At 63.6% G+C, this 17,161-nt stretch carries 13 protein-coding genes and 1 pseudogene; 4 read left to right on the forward strand and 10 right to left on the reverse strand.

Features of this window, described 5'->3' with window-relative positions; translation table 11 throughout:
- Nucleotides 1–72: 72 nt before the first annotated feature.
- Nucleotides 73–1,584 carry a DHA2 family efflux MFS transporter permease subunit gene (locus LPA37_RS25315; RefSeq protein WP_267478197.1) on the forward strand — a complete coding sequence of 504 codons (1,512 nt, stop codon included), beginning with the start codon at nucleotides 73–75 and terminating at the stop codon, nucleotides 1,582–1,584.
- A gap of 108 nt (nucleotides 1,585–1,692) precedes the next feature.
- Here LPA37_RS25315 and truB read toward each other — a convergent pair whose 3' ends face one another.
- The 9 genes from truB to LPA37_RS25360 all read right to left on the reverse strand — a co-directional run bounded on the left by truB (nucleotide 1,693) and on the right by LPA37_RS25360 (nucleotide 14,119).
- Nucleotides 1,693–2,628, reverse strand: coding sequence for a tRNA pseudouridine(55) synthase TruB (gene truB, locus LPA37_RS25320; RefSeq protein WP_229014016.1), 936 nt, complete (start codon nucleotides 2,626–2,628; stop codon nucleotides 1,693–1,695).
- Between the two features lie 36 nt (nucleotides 2,629–2,664).
- Nucleotides 2,665–3,030, reverse strand: a complete 366-nt coding sequence (rbfA, locus tag LPA37_RS25325; RefSeq protein WP_228878171.1) for a 30S ribosome-binding factor RbfA — start codon at nucleotides 3,028–3,030, stop codon at nucleotides 2,665–2,667.
- Between the two features lie 164 nt (nucleotides 3,031–3,194).
- Nucleotides 3,195–6,107 carry a translation initiation factor IF-2 gene (infB, locus tag LPA37_RS25330; protein ID WP_229014017.1) on the reverse strand — a complete coding sequence of 971 codons (2,913 nt, stop codon included), beginning with the start codon at nucleotides 6,105–6,107 and terminating at the stop codon, nucleotides 3,195–3,197.
- Between the two features lie 93 nt (nucleotides 6,108–6,200).
- Nucleotides 6,201–7,676: a transcription termination factor NusA gene (nusA, locus tag LPA37_RS25335; RefSeq protein WP_228982729.1), complete on the reverse strand. Its 1,476-nt coding sequence runs from the start codon at nucleotides 7,674–7,676 to the stop codon at nucleotides 6,201–6,203.
- Nucleotides 7,673–8,131, reverse strand: coding sequence for a ribosome maturation factor RimP (rimP, locus tag LPA37_RS25340; RefSeq protein ID WP_228982733.1), 459 nt, complete (start codon nucleotides 8,129–8,131; stop codon nucleotides 7,673–7,675). Before rimP ends, nusA begins: the two co-directional genes overlap by 4 nt.
- A gap of 410 nt (nucleotides 8,132–8,541) precedes the next feature.
- The gene (gene rluB, locus LPA37_RS25345) at nucleotides 8,542–10,428 is read right to left on the reverse strand and encodes a 23S rRNA pseudouridine(2605) synthase RluB (RefSeq protein WP_229014018.1); all 1,887 of its coding nucleotides are present in this window, start codon (nucleotides 10,426–10,428) and stop codon (nucleotides 8,542–8,544) included.
- 61 nt (nucleotides 10,429–10,489) lie between these two features.
- Nucleotides 10,490–11,677: an SMC-Scp complex subunit ScpB gene (gene scpB / locus LPA37_RS25350; protein ID WP_229014019.1), complete on the reverse strand. Its 1,188-nt coding sequence runs from the start codon at nucleotides 11,675–11,677 to the stop codon at nucleotides 10,490–10,492.
- Between the two features lie 285 nt (nucleotides 11,678–11,962).
- Entirely contained in the window at nucleotides 11,963–13,171 is a 1,209-nt protein-coding gene (locus LPA37_RS25355) for a pyridoxal phosphate-dependent aminotransferase (RefSeq protein ID WP_228982723.1), read from the reverse strand.
- Nucleotides 13,172–13,216: 45 nt separating this feature from the next.
- A complete protein-coding gene (locus tag LPA37_RS25360) occupies nucleotides 13,217–14,119 on the reverse strand; it encodes a LysR family transcriptional regulator (RefSeq protein ID WP_229014020.1) in 903 nt (300 codons plus the stop codon).
- Between the two features lie 412 nt (nucleotides 14,120–14,531).
- On the opposite strand from LPA37_RS25360, the pseudogene LPA37_RS25365 reads away from it, so the two are divergent.
- Together LPA37_RS25365 and LPA37_RS25370 are read left to right on the forward strand one after the other, a co-directional pair.
- Nucleotides 14,532–14,927 (forward strand): annotated as a pseudogene (locus LPA37_RS25365) (transposase); the annotation flags it as partial.
- Between the two features lie 298 nt (nucleotides 14,928–15,225).
- On the forward strand, nucleotides 15,226–15,477 hold the full coding sequence (locus LPA37_RS25370) for a hypothetical protein (RefSeq protein WP_229014021.1): 252 nt from the start codon (nucleotides 15,226–15,228) through the stop codon (nucleotides 15,475–15,477).
- A gap of 300 nt (nucleotides 15,478–15,777) precedes the next feature.
- Here the strand turns inward: LPA37_RS25370 and LPA37_RS25375 are convergent, their stop codons facing one another.
- Nucleotides 15,778–16,101: a hypothetical protein gene (locus LPA37_RS25375; protein ID WP_228982720.1), complete on the reverse strand. Its 324-nt coding sequence runs from the start codon at nucleotides 16,099–16,101 to the stop codon at nucleotides 15,778–15,780.
- 245 nt (nucleotides 16,102–16,346) lie between these two features.
- Here LPA37_RS25375 and LPA37_RS25380 point away from each other — a divergent pair, with 245 nt between their 5' ends.
- Nucleotides 16,347–17,066, forward strand: coding sequence for a YdcF family protein (locus LPA37_RS25380; RefSeq protein ID WP_228982719.1), 720 nt, complete (start codon nucleotides 16,347–16,349; stop codon nucleotides 17,064–17,066).
- The last annotated feature ends 95 nt before the right edge of the window (nucleotides 17,067–17,161 follow it).

Consider the following 17,161-nt stretch of genomic DNA (forward strand, 5'->3'; position numbering starts at 1 on the left):
AACACAAGAATTATTTAAAATGGTTTCAGGGCTCGGGCCCCTGCCCCCCCCCCGCGGGGGGGGGGGGCGCAACTGGTGATCGGCACGATCGCCGTTTCGCTCGCGGTTTTCATGAACGTGCTCGATACGTCGATTGCCAACGTGTCGATCCCGTCGATTTCGGGCGACCTCGGCGTCTCGTCGGATCAGGGCACGTGGGTGATCACGTCGTTCGCGGTGGCGAACGCGATCTCGGTGCCGCTCACCGGCTGGCTCACCGATCGCATCGGCCAGGTGCGTCTCTTCATGGCGTCGATCATCCTGTTCGTGATCTCGTCGTGGATGTGCGGGCTCGCGCCGACGCTGCCGTTCCTGCTCGCGTCGCGCGTGCTGCAGGGCGCGGTTGCAGGCCCGATGATTCCGCTGTCGCAAACGTTGCTGCTCGCGAGCTATCCACGCGCCAAGGCGCCGATGGCGCTCTCGATGTGGGCGATGACCACACTGATCGCGCCGGTGGCCGGGCCGATTCTCGGCGGCTGGATCTCCGACAACATCTCATGGCCGTGGATCTTCTACGTGAACATTCCGGTCGGGTTCGTGGCCGCGGCGGCGACGTGGGCGATCTTTCGCAACCGCGACTCGGTCATCCGCAAGGCGCCGATCGACGGCGTCGGTCTCGCGCTGCTGATCACGTGGGTCGGCTCGCTGCAGGTCATGCTCGACAAGGGCAAGGATCTCGACTGGTTTTCGTCGACGACGGTCGTCGTGCTCGCCCTCACCGCCGTGATCGCGCTCGCGTTCTTCATCGTCTGGGAATTGACGGCGGAGCATCCGGTGGTCGACCTGTCGCTCTTCTCGAAGCGCAACTTCACGGGCGGCACCGTCGCGCTGTCGATCGGCTACGGCCTGTACTTCGGCAATCTCGTGCTGTTGCCGCTGTGGCTGCAGACCGACATCGGCTATACCGCGACCGAGGCGGGGCTCGTGATGGCGCCCGTCGGGCTCTTCGCGGTGCTGCTCTCGCCGCTCACCGGCAAGTTCCTGCCGCGCACCGATCCGCGCTATATCGCGACCGCGTCGTTCCTCGTGTTCGCGTTGTGCTTCTGGATGCGCTCGCGCTACACGACGGGCGTCGACACGTTTTCGCTGCTCGCGCCAACGCTGATCCAGGGCATCGGCATGGCCGGCTTCTTTATTCCGCTGGTGTCGATCACGTTGTCGGGCCTGCCGGGCAACCGGATTCCGGCCGCGTCGGGCCTGTCGAATTTCGTGCGGATCATGTGCGGCGGGATCGGCACGTCGATTTTCCAGACGGCCTGGGATCACCGGACAATCATGCATCACGCGCAACTCTCGGAACAGGCAAACGTCTACAACCCGGTGTTCGATCATTCGATGCAGCAGTTCAGCGCAGCCGGGTTCAACCAGCCGCAGGCGTACGGCCTCTTCAACGCGATGGCGACGCAGCAGGCCGCCCAGCTTGGCGTGAACGACCTGTTCTACGTCTCGGCCGGCATCTTTGTCGCGCTGATCGCGCTGATCTGGATCACGAAGCCGGAGCGCGCCGGCGGCGACGCGGGTGCCGCGGCGGCAGCCGCGCACTGAGGTTCGTCTATCCGCGACGCGGTAATCGATGCGTCGCGGAATGAAAAAAGCGGTGCCGCGATCAATCACGCGGCACCGCTTTTTTCGTTGTGAGGCGCGGCTCGCGCTTCAGTTCGCGGCGGTCACGACGAGCCGCTCCGGCGCGAGCACGCCGTCGGCCGCCTTCGCGACACCAAGCAGCCGGCCTTCGCCATACACGCGCATGCGCGGCGACTGCTTCAGCACGTCCTCGCTGATAGCCAGTTCGTCGAGCCGCAGACGCTGGCCGTGCAAAAAGCGTCGCGTGGCTTCAGCGTCGAGTTGCACTTCGGGGAACGTCGAAAGCAACGCGTCGACGGGTTGCAGCCAGGCGTCGCGCTCCGATTCTGCTGCGTCCGAAAGCGCATCGAGCGTGACCGCATGTTCGAGCGTCAACACGCCGACACCCGTCCGGCGCAATGCCACCAGGTGCGCGCCGCAACCGAGCGCTTCGCCGATGTCCTCGGCCAGCGTACGAACGTAGGTGCCCTTGCTGCACGTGACGCGGAATGTGACGTCGGGCAACGCGCACGCAATCAGTTCGAGTACGTGGATCGTGACCTGGCGCCCTTCCCGTTCGACCACCTGCCCGGCGCGCGCGTATTCGTACAGCGGCTTGCCGTCGCGCTTCAAGGCGGAATACATCGGCGGAATCTGGACGATGTCGCCGCGAAAACGCACCATTGCGTCGAGCACCGCGGCCTCGTCGCACAAAACTTCGCGCGTTTCCGCGGCTTCGCCTTCGGTGTCGCCAGTAGTCGTGCGAACGCCGAGACGCATCGTCGCTTCATACGTCTTGTCGGCTTCGAGCAGATCCTGCGAGAACTTGGTCGCTTCGCCGAAACACAGCGGCAGCAGGCCGGATGCGAGCGGATCGAGCGTGCCCGTATGGCCCGCCTTCTTCGCAAGATAGAGACGCTTGGCGCGAATCAGCGCGTCGTTGCTCGACAGGCCGATGGGCTTGTCGAGCAGCAGCACGCCGTCGAGCGCACGGCGCGCAATGCGCGGGCGTTGTGGTGCAGTCATATCAATCGAACGCTGGCTTGAGTGAAGAACGCGGGCTCACTCGTCTTTGGCGCGCGAAGCGTTCGCTTCGTCGATCAGACGCGACATTTCGACGGCCTTTTCGATCGTCTTGTCGTAGTGGAAATGCAGCGTCGGCACGGTGTGAATATGCAAGCGCTTGAACAGCTGGTTGTGCAGATGGCCGGCCGCGTGATTGAGCGCGTCCTGCGTCTGCTGCGGATCGCCCGTCAGCGTCGTGAAGAACACTTTTGCGTGAGCGTAGTCCGGCGTCAATTCGACGCTCTGGAACGTGACGAGCCCGATGCGCGGGTCTTTCACTTCGCGCAGCAGCTCGGACAGATCGCGCTGGATCTGATCGGCGATCTGCACGTTGCGATTGGGAGAAGAACGTTTTTTAGGCATGGTGAATCCGTGATCCGGTTTGTCGGCTGCGTTGCGTTCAGGCCGGAACGGCAGGGGTAATGAAATGACCCGCCGCGACCTGAATACGCACGCAGACACCGACGCAAAAACAAAGGGCGGAGCCGGGCAAGCGCCCGCTCCGCCCTTCGAGCGCTACGCCTGACTTACAGCGTACGCGCGACTTCCGTGACTTCGAAGACTTCGAACTGATCGCCTTCGACGATATCGTTGAAGTTCTTCACCGACATACCGCATTCGAAGCCCTGACGGACTTCCTTGACGTCGTCCTTGAAGCGCTTCAGCGAGTCGAGTTCGCCGGTGTGGATCACGACGTTGTTGCGCAGCACGCGCACCGACGACGAACGCTTGACCACACCGTCCGTGACCATACAGCCGGCCACCGCGCCGATCTTCGGTACCTTGAAGACCTGACGGACTTCGACCATACCGGTGATCACCTCGCGCTTCTCCGGCGCCAGCATGCCCGACATCGCGGCCTTCACCTCATCCACTGCGTCATAGATGATGTTGTAGTAGCGAATGTCGATGCCATTGGATTCCGCGAGCTTGCGCGCCTGCGCATCCGCACGCGTGTTGAAGCCAATGATGACTGCCTTCGAAGCCGTTGCCAGGTTGACGTCGGATTCGCTGATACCACCCACCGCGCTGTGCACGACCTGCACGCGAACTTCGTCGGTCGAGAGCTTGAGCAGCGACTGGACCAGTGCTTCCTGCGAGCCCTGCACGTCCGCCTTGACGATAAGCGGCAGGTGCTGCACTTCGCCTTCGCCCATCTGTTCGAGCATGTTCTCGAGCTTCGCGGCCTGCTGTTTGGCCAGCTTGACGTCGCGGAACTTGCCTTGACGGAACAGTGCGACTTCACGCGCCTTGCGGTCGTCCGGCATGACGATGACTTCTTCGCCAGCCTGCGGCACTTCCGACAGACCCTGGATTTCAACCGGAATCGACGGACCCGCTGACTTCGTCGGCTTGCCGGTTTCGTCGAGCATGGCACGCACGCGACCGTAGGCGCTGCCAGCCAGCACGACGTCGCCGCGGTTCAGCGTGCCGGACTGGACGAGGATCGTTGCAACCGGACCCTTACCCTTGTCGAGCTTCGCTTCGATCACGAGACCCTTGGCCGGCGCATCGATCGGTGCCTTCAGTTCCAGCACTTCGGCCTGCAGCAGCACGTTTTCGAGCAGGTCGTCGATACCCGCACCGGTTTTCGCCGACACTGCCACGAACGGCGAATCGCCACCGTATTCTTCCGGCACGACGCCTTCCGCGACGAGTTCCTGCTTCACGCGGTCCAGATTCGCATCCGGCTTGTCGATCTTGTTGATCGCGACGACGAGCGGCACGCCGCCGGCCTTCGCGTGGGCGATCGCTTCCTTCGTCTGCGGCATCACGCCGTCGTCGGCAGCCACCACCAGAATCACGATGTCCGTTGCCTTCGCACCGCGGGCACGCATGGCCGTGAAGGCCTCGTGGCCCGGCGTGTCGAGGAACGTGATGACGCCGCGCGGCGTTTCGACGTGGTACGCGCCGATGTGCTGCGTAATACCGCCGGCTTCGCCCGCCGCAACCTTCGCGCGACGGATGTAATCGAGCAGCGAGGTCTTGCCGTGGTCGACGTGACCCATGACGGTGACGACCGGCGGACGCGGCAACGCTTCAGCATCGGAAATTTCGCCCTCGACGAGCATCGCTTCCGGATCGTCCAGCTTCGCCGCGACGGCGTGATGGCCCAGTTCCTCGACGATGATCATCGCCGTTTCCTGGTCCAGCATCTGGTTGATCGTGACCATCTGGCCAAGCTTCATCATCGACTTGATGACTTCCGAAGCCTTCACGGCCATCTTGTGCGCCAGATCGGCCACCGTAATCGTTTCCGGCACGTGCACTTCGCGTACGATCGGTTCGGTCGGTGCCTGGAACGTGGTGTTCTGGTCCTGATGCTTGCCACGGCCCTTCGGACCGCCGCGCCAGCCGCGATCGACGCCGCCGCTGGAATCGCCGCGCGTCTTGATGCCACGGCGCTTCGCTGCATCGTCCTGCCAGCCGCCCTTGCCGCCACCCGGCTTCTTCTTGTCGCCCACCGAGGACGGCGCCGCCGTCGCGGCCGGTGCAGCCGCAGGCTTCTTCGCGGCCGGACGGGCCGTTGCGGCGCCCTCCGGACGCGCCGGCTTGTGCAGCGTACCCTTGGCTTCGGCGGCCTTCGCCGGCTCAGCGGCCTTTGGCGCCGGTTCCGGCGCCTTGGCCTGCTGCGCCTTGCGAGGCGTGTTCATCATTTCGCGGATCGCACGCGCTTCGGCTTCGGCCGCCGCGCGGCGCTTGCTGACTTCTTCCTGCTCGGCGCGCGTCTTTTCAGCAGCCTGACGCGCTGCGTCTTCCGCCTTCTTCGCGGCTTCGCGTTGCGCCGCCCGCTCCGCGGCGGCACGTTCGTCGTCCTGCTCGGACGGGCGTTCGGCCTGAACGGCCTCCGCCTGCTCCGCTTCGACACGCGCAGTCGCTTCAGCAACCGCCGCGCGCTTCTTCGCAGCATCCTCTTCCGCGCGACGACGCTCCGCCTCGGCCGCCTGTTCGCGTGCCTGGCGCTCTGCTTCTTCGCGCTCGAGCTGTTCCTGACGGGCCTTCAGTTCCTGCGCCTGCTTTTCAAGCAGCTCGGCTTCGTGCCGCGCTTCTTCCTCGCGACGCTGAAGTTCGAGGTCATCGACCTCGGCGACATCCTCAGCCACATGGTTCGATGCATCGCCGCCTTCGCCAGCCGCTTCGTCACGGCGGACGAACGTGCGCTTCTTGCGCACTTCGACCTGAATGGTGCGAGCTTTGCCCGTCGCGTCGGATTGCTTGATCTCCGACGTGTGCCGTTTCGTCAGCGTGATCTTGCGCTTGTCGGCATCAGTCGAACCGTGCGACTTGCGCAAGTGGTCGAGCAGACGCGCCTTGTCCGTTTCGGACAGGGTATCGTCTTCGCTCGCTTTGGTGACGCCCGCCGCCTGCAGCTGCTCGAGCAGCACGCCGGCAGGCATTTTCAGTTCCGCGGCAAATTGGGCTACGTTGTTACTCGCCATTCATTCCTCTTAATGCAAGGACCGATTCCTTGCGGTTAGCATCGGGTCATGCGGCCTGACGGCCGCTTTCAGGTCAGTGGGTCATGGTCATTTTCACTGGAACCAGTGTTCACGGGCCTTCATGATCAACGCCTTGGCAGCCTCTTCTTCCATACCTGTCATCTCGGTCAGCTCGTCCACCGCCAGTTCCGCGAGTTCGTCGCGGGTCTGGATCTGGTGTTCGGCCAGCTTCGTGAGCAGGTCGGCGTCCATGCCATCAAGGCTCTTCAGGTCGAGCGCTACGTTTTCGACCTTCTCTTCGTTCGCAATCGCCTGCGTCAGCAAGGCGTCGCGGGCGCGATTGCGCAATTCATGCACGGTGTCTTCGTCGAAGGCTTCGATTTCGAGCATCTCGTTGAGCGGCACATAGGCAATCTCTTCGAGGCTCGTAAAGCCCTCGTCGATCAGGATGTCGGCTACTTCCTCATCGACATCGAGACGCGCCATGAACAGGTCACGCAGTACGCTGCGTTCCTGATTCTGCTTTTGTGCAGATTCGTCCGGCGTCATGATGTTGATCTGCCAGCCGGTGAGTTCGCTGGCAAGACGCACGTTCTGGCCACTGCGGCCGATTGCGACCGCGAGTTCGTTTTCGTCCACGACGACGTCCATCGAATGTTTTTCTTCATCGACGACGATCGACTGGACGGCTGCCGGCGCGAGCGCGCCGATCACGAACTGGGCGGGATCCTCCGACCATAGCACGATGTCGACGTTTTCGCCACCGAGCTCATTACGGACGGCTTGCACGCGTGAACCACGAATGCCCACGCAGGTGCCGATCGGATCGATGCGCTTGTCGTAGGCAACCACGCCGATCTTCGCCCGAACACCCGGATCACGTGCAGCCGCCTTGATTTCCAGCAGGCCCTGCTCGATTTCCGGCACTTCCATTTCGAACAGCTTCATCAGGAATTCGGGCGCGGTGCGCGACAGTTCGATCTGCGGACCGCGCGCGGTGCGATCGACCTTTGCGATATACGCGCGAACCCGGTCGCCGACGCGCAGGTTTTCCTTCGGAATCAGCTGGTCGCGGCGCAGCAGCGCTTCGACACGGCCGGTTTCGACGATGAAGTTACCCTTGTCGAGGCGCTTGACCGAGCCGGTCATGATGTGTTCGCCGCGTTCCAGGAAGTCATTCAGGATCTGCTCGCGTTCAGCGTCGCGCACCTTCTGCAGGATCACCTGCTTGGCGGCCTGCGCGCCGATACGACCGAATTCGATCGACGGCACCGGTTCTTCGATGAACTCGTCGAGCTGGATATCGGCCTTCTGTTCGCGTGCTTCGAACAGCAGGATTTCCTGATCCGGTTCCTGCAAACCCGCTTCGTCGGGCACCACGCGCCAGCGGCGGTACGTTTCGTGCTCACCGCTTTCACGGTCGATATGGACGCGGATGTCCGCATCTTCTTCGAAGAGTTTCTTGGAGGCCGAAGCGAGCGCCGCCTCAAGGGCGGCAAAAACCACGTCCTTGTCGACGTTCTTCTCGCGTGCCAGCGCATCCACCAGCATCAACACTTCGCGACTCATTGTTTGCGGCTCCTAAAATCAACTTGGGGGACGAGGCGTGCCTTGTCGATATCCGCGACTGTAAAATCGAGCATCGCGGCACCTTCCTTCCCTTCGAATTCCAGACCGATCGTCTCGCCCTCGGGTGCATGCAGGATGCCCCGGTACGATTTCCGTCCGTCCAATGGCTTTTTCAACGTGATGACCACTTCGCTGCCAGCGAAGCGTTCGAAGTCCGCCAGTTTTTTCAGCGGACGGTCGAGACCGGGCGACGACACTTCAAGCCGCTCGTAATCGATGTTTTCGACCGTCAGAACGTGCTGGAGCTGACGCGTGACCTTCTCGCAGTCTTCGATTGCGATGCCGGCCGGCTGGTCGATATACACGCACATCATGCCGCGCCCGGTGCGCTCGAGATCGACGAGCTCGTAGCCGAGGCCCACGACCGTGGTTTCAATCAGTTCCGTCAGTTGCACAGTGCCCTCCAGGATGTTCGCGCGGCGGGCCAGCGGGTTGCCAACCAGGTTGCCCCAACGATCACACCTGCGGGCCGCGCGCAAAGCCGGCGCGCGTTCGTGTTACCCGGGATGCAAAAACGCACTGGCAAAAAAAAATGGGCGAAACGCCCATCATCTTGTTGCCAGGTGCTCGCACCTGAGTCGCACACGAAAAACCGCACACCCAGCGACTTCGCGATTCTAGCATTTTTCGGGACAAATGCAAACCCGCGATACCCGCAGAACGCCTGCTGAAGCCTGTTTTAACAGGAATTTCACGGTTTCCCCCGCGTTTTAGCGAAGCCCGCCGCGACCGCACGACCAGCGCATCGGGTTGCGTGCGTCGACGGCGGTCAGCCGCCCGCGCGACGCACGATTCATCCGGCGCTTCAGCGACCGCGTGTGCGGTTGCGCGGTGTACCGCGCGGGCCGCCCCGATTACCGGCCGCATTCGGGCTACCGCCCGTGCGATTGCCCGCGTTGCCGCCACCGGCATTGCCGCCGCGACTGCCGCCCGGCGTGCGATTCCCGCCGCCGCTGCCGGCACGATTCGCACCGCCGCCGCCCGCAGCACGATTGCCGCCGTTACCCGAGGGCGCACGGTTACCATCGATATCGCGTCCACCGCGCGCACCCGGATTGCCGCCTCGACCACCACCGGCACCGCCTGCGCCGCCTGTGCCTCGACCTCCGCCCGTGCCGCGGCCGCCGTATCCACCGGCTCCCGCTCCACCAAAGCCCGACGACGCACCGCCGCCGAAGCCACCACCGAAGCCGCCGCCAGCGCCACCGCGACGGCCCTGGCCGCGCGGCGCCGGATCAGTCAGACGCGCATGCGACATCAGTACCGGCTCGCGGTTGATGAAACCCATCGACGTTTGCATCGGATCCGGCTGACGGCGCTCCGGCGCCCCGTTGCGACCGCCCTTTTCCTCAGCCGGCGCCTTGAGTCCAACCGACGCCATCAGGCTGCGCACCTGATTGTCCTCGAGCTCTTCCCAGCGGCCGCGCTTCAGACCCTTCGGCAGCGAGATCGGGCCGTGACGCGTACGGATCAGGCGGCTCACCATCAGCCCAGCCGCCTCGAACATACGACGCACTTCGCGATTCCGGCCTTCGGCGAGCGCAACGTGATACCAGTGATTCGTGCCTTCGCCGCCGCCATCGCGGATGCGCAGGAAATTCGCCGGGCCGTCTTCGAGTTCGACGCCGTGCAGCAGCTTCTGACGCATGCCTTCGGCGAGCTCGCCGACCACGCGCACCGCGTATTCGCGCTCGACGCTGTAGCGCGGATGCATGAAGCGGTTCGCCAGATCGCCCGACGTGGTCAGCATCAGCAGACCTTCGGTGTTGAAGTCGAGACGGCCGACCGCGAGCCACTTGGCGGTCTTCATCGGCGGCAGCTTGTCGAACACCGACGGGCGGCCTTCGGGATCTGCGTGGCTGACGATTTCGCCGGTCGGTTTGTGATAGAGAAGCACGCGCGGCGGCTTGTTCGCCAGCCTGCGCTTGACCGGCTTGCCGTTGATGCGGACCTGGTCGGTCGGCATGATGCGCTGGCCAATGTGCGCCGGCTCGCCGTTGACGGACACCCGTCCAGCGACGATCAGCTCTTCCATGTCGCGGCGCGAACCCATGCCGGCTTCGGCGAGCACCTTGTGCAGCTTCGGCGCGTCATCGTCCGGGGAGAGCACGCGTTTCGGCGCGGCGGCCCGGCCACGGACCATCGGCGCGCGTACGCCGCCAGTCGTGCTGTTGTCGGCGTCGAACGCCGGCGAGGTCACGTAGGAGAAAAGATCGTCCGTGGAAGCATCGGTTGCGACTGCTGCGACGGACGCTTCGCCGCGGCGATTCTGCTGGCGCTGACCGCCTTCGCGCGGCGCACCGTCGCGAGGCGCCTGAGGCCGCTTGCCGCCTGCATTGCGGCGCTGACCCTGGCCTTGACCCTGACCTTGCCGCGGACCACCTTCCTTGCGAGGCGGGCGCGGCTGCGCGACCACCTCGCCGTCCGGCGGCGTTTCGGTTGCGACCGGCTCGCCTTGTGCCGGCGCGCCTTCCGCGCCCTTCGCCCTGGCGCCTGAGCGGCGGCGTGCAATCAGGCTGCGCGGACCGCGGCGCAGACCGCGGCGCGGACGGTCTTCGCCGTCGGCGCCCGCGGTGTCGCCCGTGCGATCGCTTTCGCCGGCCGTTGCCTGTGATTCGCGCGTCTCGTCGGGACGCGCGGATTTCACGGCGCGCTCGGATTCGGACGAATCGGTGTCGTGGGTATGTGTCAAAACAACCTCAAAATGTCAGGTCGCGCGCGCCCATTGCGGGCGCGGCAAAAGTTCGGTTACGTCAGGCGCTGCGCGATTCGGTTTCGTCGTCGGTCAGGAGGCCTGCGTCCCGCGCGGCATCGTCACGATCTTCCTGATCGTCGTGTGCCGCACGTGTCGGGTTCGACTCACTGGCGTGCTCCGTTTCGCGGAGTTCGCCCGAGCCGTGCGCGGGTATTGCGGGATCGGCCTGGGAGGCCATATCCTGATTTTCTGCATGACTGGCGATACCCGAGGCATCGCCGGCTTTCGGTTCCACATCTGCGTCGGCGAGCGGCTCAGCCGGTTGCGCGTGCGCATCGGCATGTACTTCGTCGGGCGCTTCGGCAGAATGCGTGTGTTCATCGGCTTGCGCCGCGAGCGGTTGCCCTTCGGCACTGACACTGGCATCGGCACTCGCGAGCGGACCTTCTCCGTTCATCGCAGACACGTGCGACGCATCGCCGGCTGCCTCGGTTCCGATGTCCGCCGGGCCGGTTTCTACGTTTGCGTGCGCCCTGGTCGCGTCACCCGATTCAGCATGCGCTGCTTCGACATGCGGTGTATCGACATCCGCATCGGACGCACCGGACGTTTCCATCGCATCTTCAACAGGCTTCGTGTTGACCGCATCCGCATCGGTCGCCTCACCCGCGGCGGCTTCGCCATCGGCGAATTCGATTGCGCGCTGCCCCAGCAGATTCGCGTTCAGCTGCGCCGACGGATCGTCGAGCGGCGGCAATTCGTCGAGCGCCTTCAGCCCCAGGTCATCGAGGAACGAACGCGTCGTTGCATAGAGCGCCGGGCGCCCCGGCACATCACGATGACCAATCACTTCGATCCAGCCACGATCTTCGAGCTGCTTGACGACCTGCGTGTTCACCGTCACACCACGGATTTCTTCGATATCGCCGCGCGTAACGGGCTGACGATAGGCGATGATCGCGAGCGTCTCGAGTACCGCACGCGAATATTTCGGCGGTTTCTCGGGATGCAGACGGTCCAGGTACGAGCGCATTGCAGGCTTGCTCTGAAAGCGCCAGCCGGACGCCAGCCCGACCAGTTCCACCCCGCGACCCGACCAGTCCAGCTTCAGGTCTTCGAGCAACGTGCGAACCGTGTCTGCCGACACGCCGTCGGCAAAGAGCTTGCGCAGCTCGCCGAGCTTTAACGGCTCCTGCGCGCAGATCAAGGCAGTCTCGAGGACGATTTTCGCCTCTTGGGTATTCATGCAGCCAGGTCGACCTTATGAGTTAGGGTCAAAGAACCGGATCAGACAGACGATTTGGAACTGAAGACGCGCTCGCCCGATTCTGATCGGTCATATTGATGGGAGCACGCACCGGGGGGAGGCGAAACAGGCTAATCGAGCCAAACCCAGCCGGACGGAGCAGCGAAATTCCCGTAAGGAATCGCGTGACTGAGCGCCATCTTACGCAAAAAAAATCGAAGCGTAAAGGCGAAATGCCGGCCATGCGGCCGCCAGAAGGTCCGTCCCGCCGATGTCCGGCGGCTGTCAACGGCCGCCGCGCGCTGTCAGATAGCGTCGCAGGCGCTCCACCCCCGCGTCGAGGCGCGCCGTGTCGCAGGCATAGCACCAGCGCACGAAGCCCTCACCTTCAGGACCGAATGCGCTGCCTGGCGCCAGTCCAAGCCCGGCTTCCCGGACCAGCGCCTTGCACAGTTCGAGACTCTGTTTTGCACCCGGCAGCGAGAAGAACAGATACATCGCCCCCGCCGGAGCCTTGACGTCGACACCGGCTATCGATGAAAGCGCGCGCACCAGATGATCGCGTGAAGCGTGCAGATCGGCGACGAGTTGCCGCGTGAACGCCTCGCCCTGCCCGATCGCGGCCACGCCGGCCTGCTGCACGAACGACGGCGCGCAGGACGTGTTGTACTCGACGAGCTTGCCGAGATCATCCATCAGCGCGGCCGGCGCGACGATCCAGCCGAGCCGCCAGCCCGTCATGAGCCACGCTTTCGAAAACGAATTGACGCAGATCACTCGCTCGTCGCGTGTCGCGAGATCGAGGAACGACGGTGCCGCGCGGGCACCGCTGGCGTCATCGGCGTAATAAAGGCGCTCGTAGACTTCGTCGGCGACGATCCAGATGCCGTGACGACGGCAATGCCCGAGCACCGCGCGCTGCTGCTCACGCGTCATCACCCAGCCGGTCGGATTATTCGGCGAATTGATCATCAACAGCTTCGTGTCCGGCGTGAGGGACGCCAGCAGCCGTTCCAGATCGAGCGTCCAGCCATCCGCGCCATAATCGAGCGCGACGGTGTCGACGTGCGCACCGAGGATTTTGGGAATTTCGACGAGATTCGGCCAGAGCGGCGTGACGGCGACCACGCGGTCTCCCGCGCCGACCACCAGCTGCGCGGCCAGCATCAGCGCGTTCACGCCGGCGCTCGTCACGGCGACGTGTCCCGCCGGGGTCGCGCCATGCAACGTGCTCACGTACCCTGCAAGCGCCTCCCGAAGCGGTGCGATGCCGAGATTGTGCGTGTAGAAGGTTGCGCCATCGTTAAGCGCGGCGCTGGCCGCATCGCGGATGAACTGCGGCGTCACCCGGTCGGATTCGCCGAACCAGAACGGCAGTACGTTCTCGATGCCAAATCCGGCATTCGCCACTTCACGGATCTGCGAGGGCCGCAGCGCCCGGACGGCATCCCGGGCATCAGGGGCTGAAGGTTGGTGCAAATGCAGTTCGGTCATTGTGCTGTCTGGTTATCGGTGAAGCGGTTCGCGACGGCGGTAACGTTACCGCAAATCCTCCGCCCGTGCGGGCAACTGGCGGATCAATCCCCAGACCGCCTCGGCCGCGGGCGACAGCGACCGGTCCCGGCGGCGCACCAGTTCCACCGTCCGCTCCGCGCGCGGCACCAGGGGTCGCGCCACGAGCGACGAATTCGCCGGCAGCGGCAATGACAGCCACGGCAGCACGGTCACGCCGATACCAGCCTCGACCAGCCCGAACACGGTCGCCGAATGACCAAGCTCCTGCGCGACGGTAGCGGTGACGTTGTGTTCGGCCATGACGGCATCGATGATCGGCCGGCTGCCCGACGCGTAGTCGAGCATCACGAGCCGTTCGCCCTCCAGATCCGTCCACGCGACCTGGCGCCGCGCAGCCAGCCGGTGATCGCTGCGCGACACGAGGCAGAACGAATCGGTCATCATCGGCTCGCACATAAGATCGTCCGTGGACAATGGCCCGATCACGACGCCGAAATCCACCTCGCCCGACTTCACCTTGCGCACCACGTCGCTCTGTACGTCGTCGCGCAGCCCCAGCGTGACGTACGGAAAACCCCGCCCGCAGCTCGCGATGATCTGCGGCATCAGCCGGCACGCCACCGTCGGGCTCGCCGCCACCACGACCCGCCCGCGCCGCTGCTGGCCGATCTCGCGAATCTCGCGCAGCGCGTCGTCCAGATCCGTGAGCAGCCGCGATACGCTCGCCACCAGATTGCCGCCGACGTCCGTGAGCTGGACTTCACGCGTCGTCCGGTCGATCAGCTTGAGACCGATTTCCCCCTCCAGTTCGCGCACACACCGGCTCACCGCCGACTGTGTCAGCCCGATCTCGTCGCCCGCCCGACTGAAGCTCTGCAGTCGCGCCACCTCGATAAACACGCGTAACTGACGCAGCGTCACATTCATCCATTCACCTCATCAATTGACGTCTTTCATGCGTATTGTATTGTTTCTGAACGCGCAAAGGCACAAATCACTATTCGCTGCAATGCAGCAATAAAGCGCAGACGCACGCTGGGCGGGCTTGATTGCACAAGATTGGTGATTGTCCCGATTTGCGGAATGGGTTTTTTGGATTCTTATACGCCCCTGGCTAGCGCCCGCGCTGGCCCGATGCCACAGGGTTCCGGAGCGTTTGTCGAGGCAATGGCACGCTTCATGCATTAGGGTGATCACTGGGTCGGCGCTCCTCGCCGCTGGATTGACGCTCAACACGCCGTGGCAAGCCCGACCCCGCCTGGCACCCGAATCTGGGTGCATGAAGAGTGCGCGGCGCGGGGCAGCGCACCGGAGTTAGCTTCGCTGAGGTGAAAATATGATGCTGTTCGACGATTTGAGAGACAACGAGTGGGCGCTGGTCGAGGCGTTGTTTTGTGCGGAGCCAGCACGAAGCGAACGACGCGGCCGTCCTCGCGTGGAAGCCCGCGCGGTTGTCAATGCCGTGCTGTGGGTGCTGTCGACCGGTGAAGGCTGGTCGAAACTGCCGGGCCGCTACCCGTCACCGCCCACGTGCCGCCGTCGTTTCGACGAGTGGCAAGCCGATGGTACGCTCGCCGAAATAGTCAAGCGACTGGGCACGAGCGGCCGCGAAATTTCGTTGCGCGGACGCATCGGCGCGACGGCAGCCAAGCCGCCCGCACCGCCGAGCCGCGACCGCCTGCGCGGCGCTTTCTGGACCAATCCGGAATCCTGGCGCGCACCGGTCAAGATGGCCTGACGCCACCCCCATGCCATCGGGCGCCTTTGGGCGCCCGATGCGCATCTGCGAGGTCTCGCGCATGGGTTCCGCTTCGTTCGCTGCGGGGGTGAAGGCGTTTTCTCCTGCTTCGCTTCTGTCCTGCCGACACCGGGAATAGCGTTTCCCAACGCAGGTTCCGCATCGCAATCCCTACGCGGTATTCAGCGGCTGGCGAAACATCTCTTTACCATTATTTACAGTGCGCTTTCGCTCCCAGGCATACCGTATGAGTATGCAAACAAGCCTGAACCAGGTGGCTTGACGGGAGCCCATCATGAAACCAGTGTCCCTGCTTCTGTACGGCATGGTGGTTTCATTACTTGCCGTACGCACGCTGGCCCAGGAACGACCGCAGATGTGGAACTGGCATCCGGAACGTTCTGCCAGCCTCAAAACCGGGCAGAACGACACGCCGGATCGCAGCTTCACACCGCCCGCCCCACGTGGCAATCTACGCGGCGATATCGCGAGCAACGCGCGCGAGCGGCCAGACGTATCGCGCGACAACGATCAGCGCAGGCGTTAGCGCTTCTCCATCCAGCAGGCACGCAGGAAATTGCGGCTGTTTTACACAACCGGATGAAGATATGGGCGCGCGTTGGAAGGAAGCAGGTTCATAACCGTCAGGCGCCGCTACGATCCTGAGCGAACCATGCGAACAATGCCGGGAACCACTTCGAAATGAGCGCTGTCTCACCCACGCCATAAGCACAGCGTGGCAGAAGCAAATCCGGTAAGCCCGTATCTCGCGATATGGGCTTTTTTTTGCGAAAGGTGGTCTCGCCGACGCACGGCGCGGGTTCGCGCAGGGCCGAATCAGTAGCGGTTACGAACGCGCTTCGAGATCGACGACCGGGCTCGCTTCAGGTGTGATGACGATGTAGTCGTTCATCCGGTGGGCATGCCACTGCAGTGAGCGCTCGTCGCGTTCGAGTCGCGCGAACTCTGCCCTGCCCCGCTCGGTCAGCACCGCGATATCGACCGGGGCATGAAAGCCCGGCGCCGGCGCCACCGTGCGCTGTCGAACGGTCTCCATGAGACCTTGCGCGCGAAGATATTCGAAAACACCGGGTCGTCTGGCCCAGGGTACCTGGCGATATTGCGCCCGCCTTAGCGCTTCGAGTACCGCTTCGTTGGAATACGTGGTCATCTCACTTCTTTCTTAAAGTGCAGCCATGACACGACTTGCGCAACGCTTGTCACCGCGCCACTGGTGAGAGGCGAAGCACCGGATTCTCCCGATGTTCCGTTTGCCACCGGGTGCTGCCTGTTATATTCAGAACCCCCGTACGAACGCGTTGCCGACGTTCTATCCCCGTGCCGACGATGCGATCCGTACCGGTGCGATGGCAGGCGCGAAGATTGTCCCGAAAGTCATACGTTACCCCATTTAAATTGATTCTATTCACTTTATTGGCGCTTTTTTTTGCAGCTTTCCTGCTCTTGCGCCGGCAGCGTTCGATCATTTTCATTATCGCGCTTGCGCTCTTCTGGCTGCTCTCGTCCGGATGGCTGACGGCGCCGCTTCTCGCATGGGCCGAGCGCGGAGCAAGTCCGGTTGCACACGCAACTTTCTCCGGGCGCGCCGCGATCGTGCTGCTTGGCAGCGGCACCGAATACGACAGCAACGGCCGCCTGATGCCGAAGCACGACGCCATCGCACGCATCGAAAAAACCGCCGCGCTCTACGCCGACTGCACGCACGTCGCGACGCACTGCGATGTCATCGTAAGCGGAGGCAATCCACAGCGGCACGAAGCCGCCGAAGCCGATATCTATCTGCCCTGGCTCGTGGAACGCGGCGTCGCGCGCAGCGATATCGTGCTCGAAAACCGCAGCCTCACGACTTACGAAAATGCAAAGCTCGTCGTACCCATTCTGCAACGCGAACATTACGATTCGACGATACTCGTGACATCCGCGCATCAGATGCCACGCGCGTTGCTCGACTTCCACCGTTTCGGCAGTTTCCCGCAGCCAGTTATTTCCAATACGCGTCGCGCACACCCCGGCGTCCTGCCGCGCTACATCAACCTTGTCAACGCGGACATCGCGCTGCACGAACTAATCGGAATTGTACAATTTCACGTCTATCGTGCGATCGGCTGGTTCTGATCAGACCAGGGCACGCAGAATGCTGCTCGAATGGGCGGACCCATATGAGCACGCCCTGCGGACCGACGCATGCGAATCGCATCGATACTGCCCTG

It is taken from the genome of Paraburkholderia gardini, assembly GCF_907164545.1.
GTDB lineage: Bacteria > Pseudomonadota > Gammaproteobacteria > Burkholderiales > Burkholderiaceae > Paraburkholderia > Paraburkholderia gardini.

Excerpts from the sequence above, each read along its gene's own strand:
- rbfA (WP_228878171.1), bottom strand. The coding sequence starts at position 3,030 with ATGCCTAAAAAACGTTCTTCTCCCAATCGCAACGTGCAGATCGCCGAT.
- LPA37_RS25355 (WP_228982723.1), bottom strand. The coding sequence starts at position 13,171 with ATGACCGAACTGCATTTGCACCAACCTTCAGCCCCTGATGCCCGGGAT.
- infB (WP_229014017.1), bottom strand. The coding sequence starts at position 6,107 with ATGGCGAGTAACAACGTAGCCCAATTTGCCGCGGAACTGAAAATGCCT.
- LPA37_RS25375 (WP_228982720.1), bottom strand. The coding sequence starts at position 16,101 with ATGACCACGTATTCCAACGAAGCGGTACTCGAAGCGCTAAGGCGGGCG.
- scpB (WP_229014019.1), bottom strand. The coding sequence starts at position 11,677 with ATGAATACCCAAGAGGCGAAAATCGTCCTCGAGACTGCCTTGATCTGC.
- LPA37_RS25360 (WP_229014020.1), bottom strand. The coding sequence starts at position 14,119 with ATGAATGTGACGCTGCGTCAGTTACGCGTGTTTATCGAGGTGGCGCGA.
- truB (WP_229014016.1), bottom strand. The coding sequence starts at position 2,628 with ATGACTGCACCACAACGCCCGCGCATTGCGCGCCGTGCGCTCGACGGC.
- nusA (WP_228982729.1), bottom strand. The coding sequence starts at position 7,676 with ATGAGTCGCGAAGTGTTGATGCTGGTGGATGCGCTGGCACGCGAGAAG.
- LPA37_RS25370 (WP_229014021.1), top strand. The coding sequence starts at position 15,226 with ATGAAACCAGTGTCCCTGCTTCTGTACGGCATGGTGGTTTCATTACTT.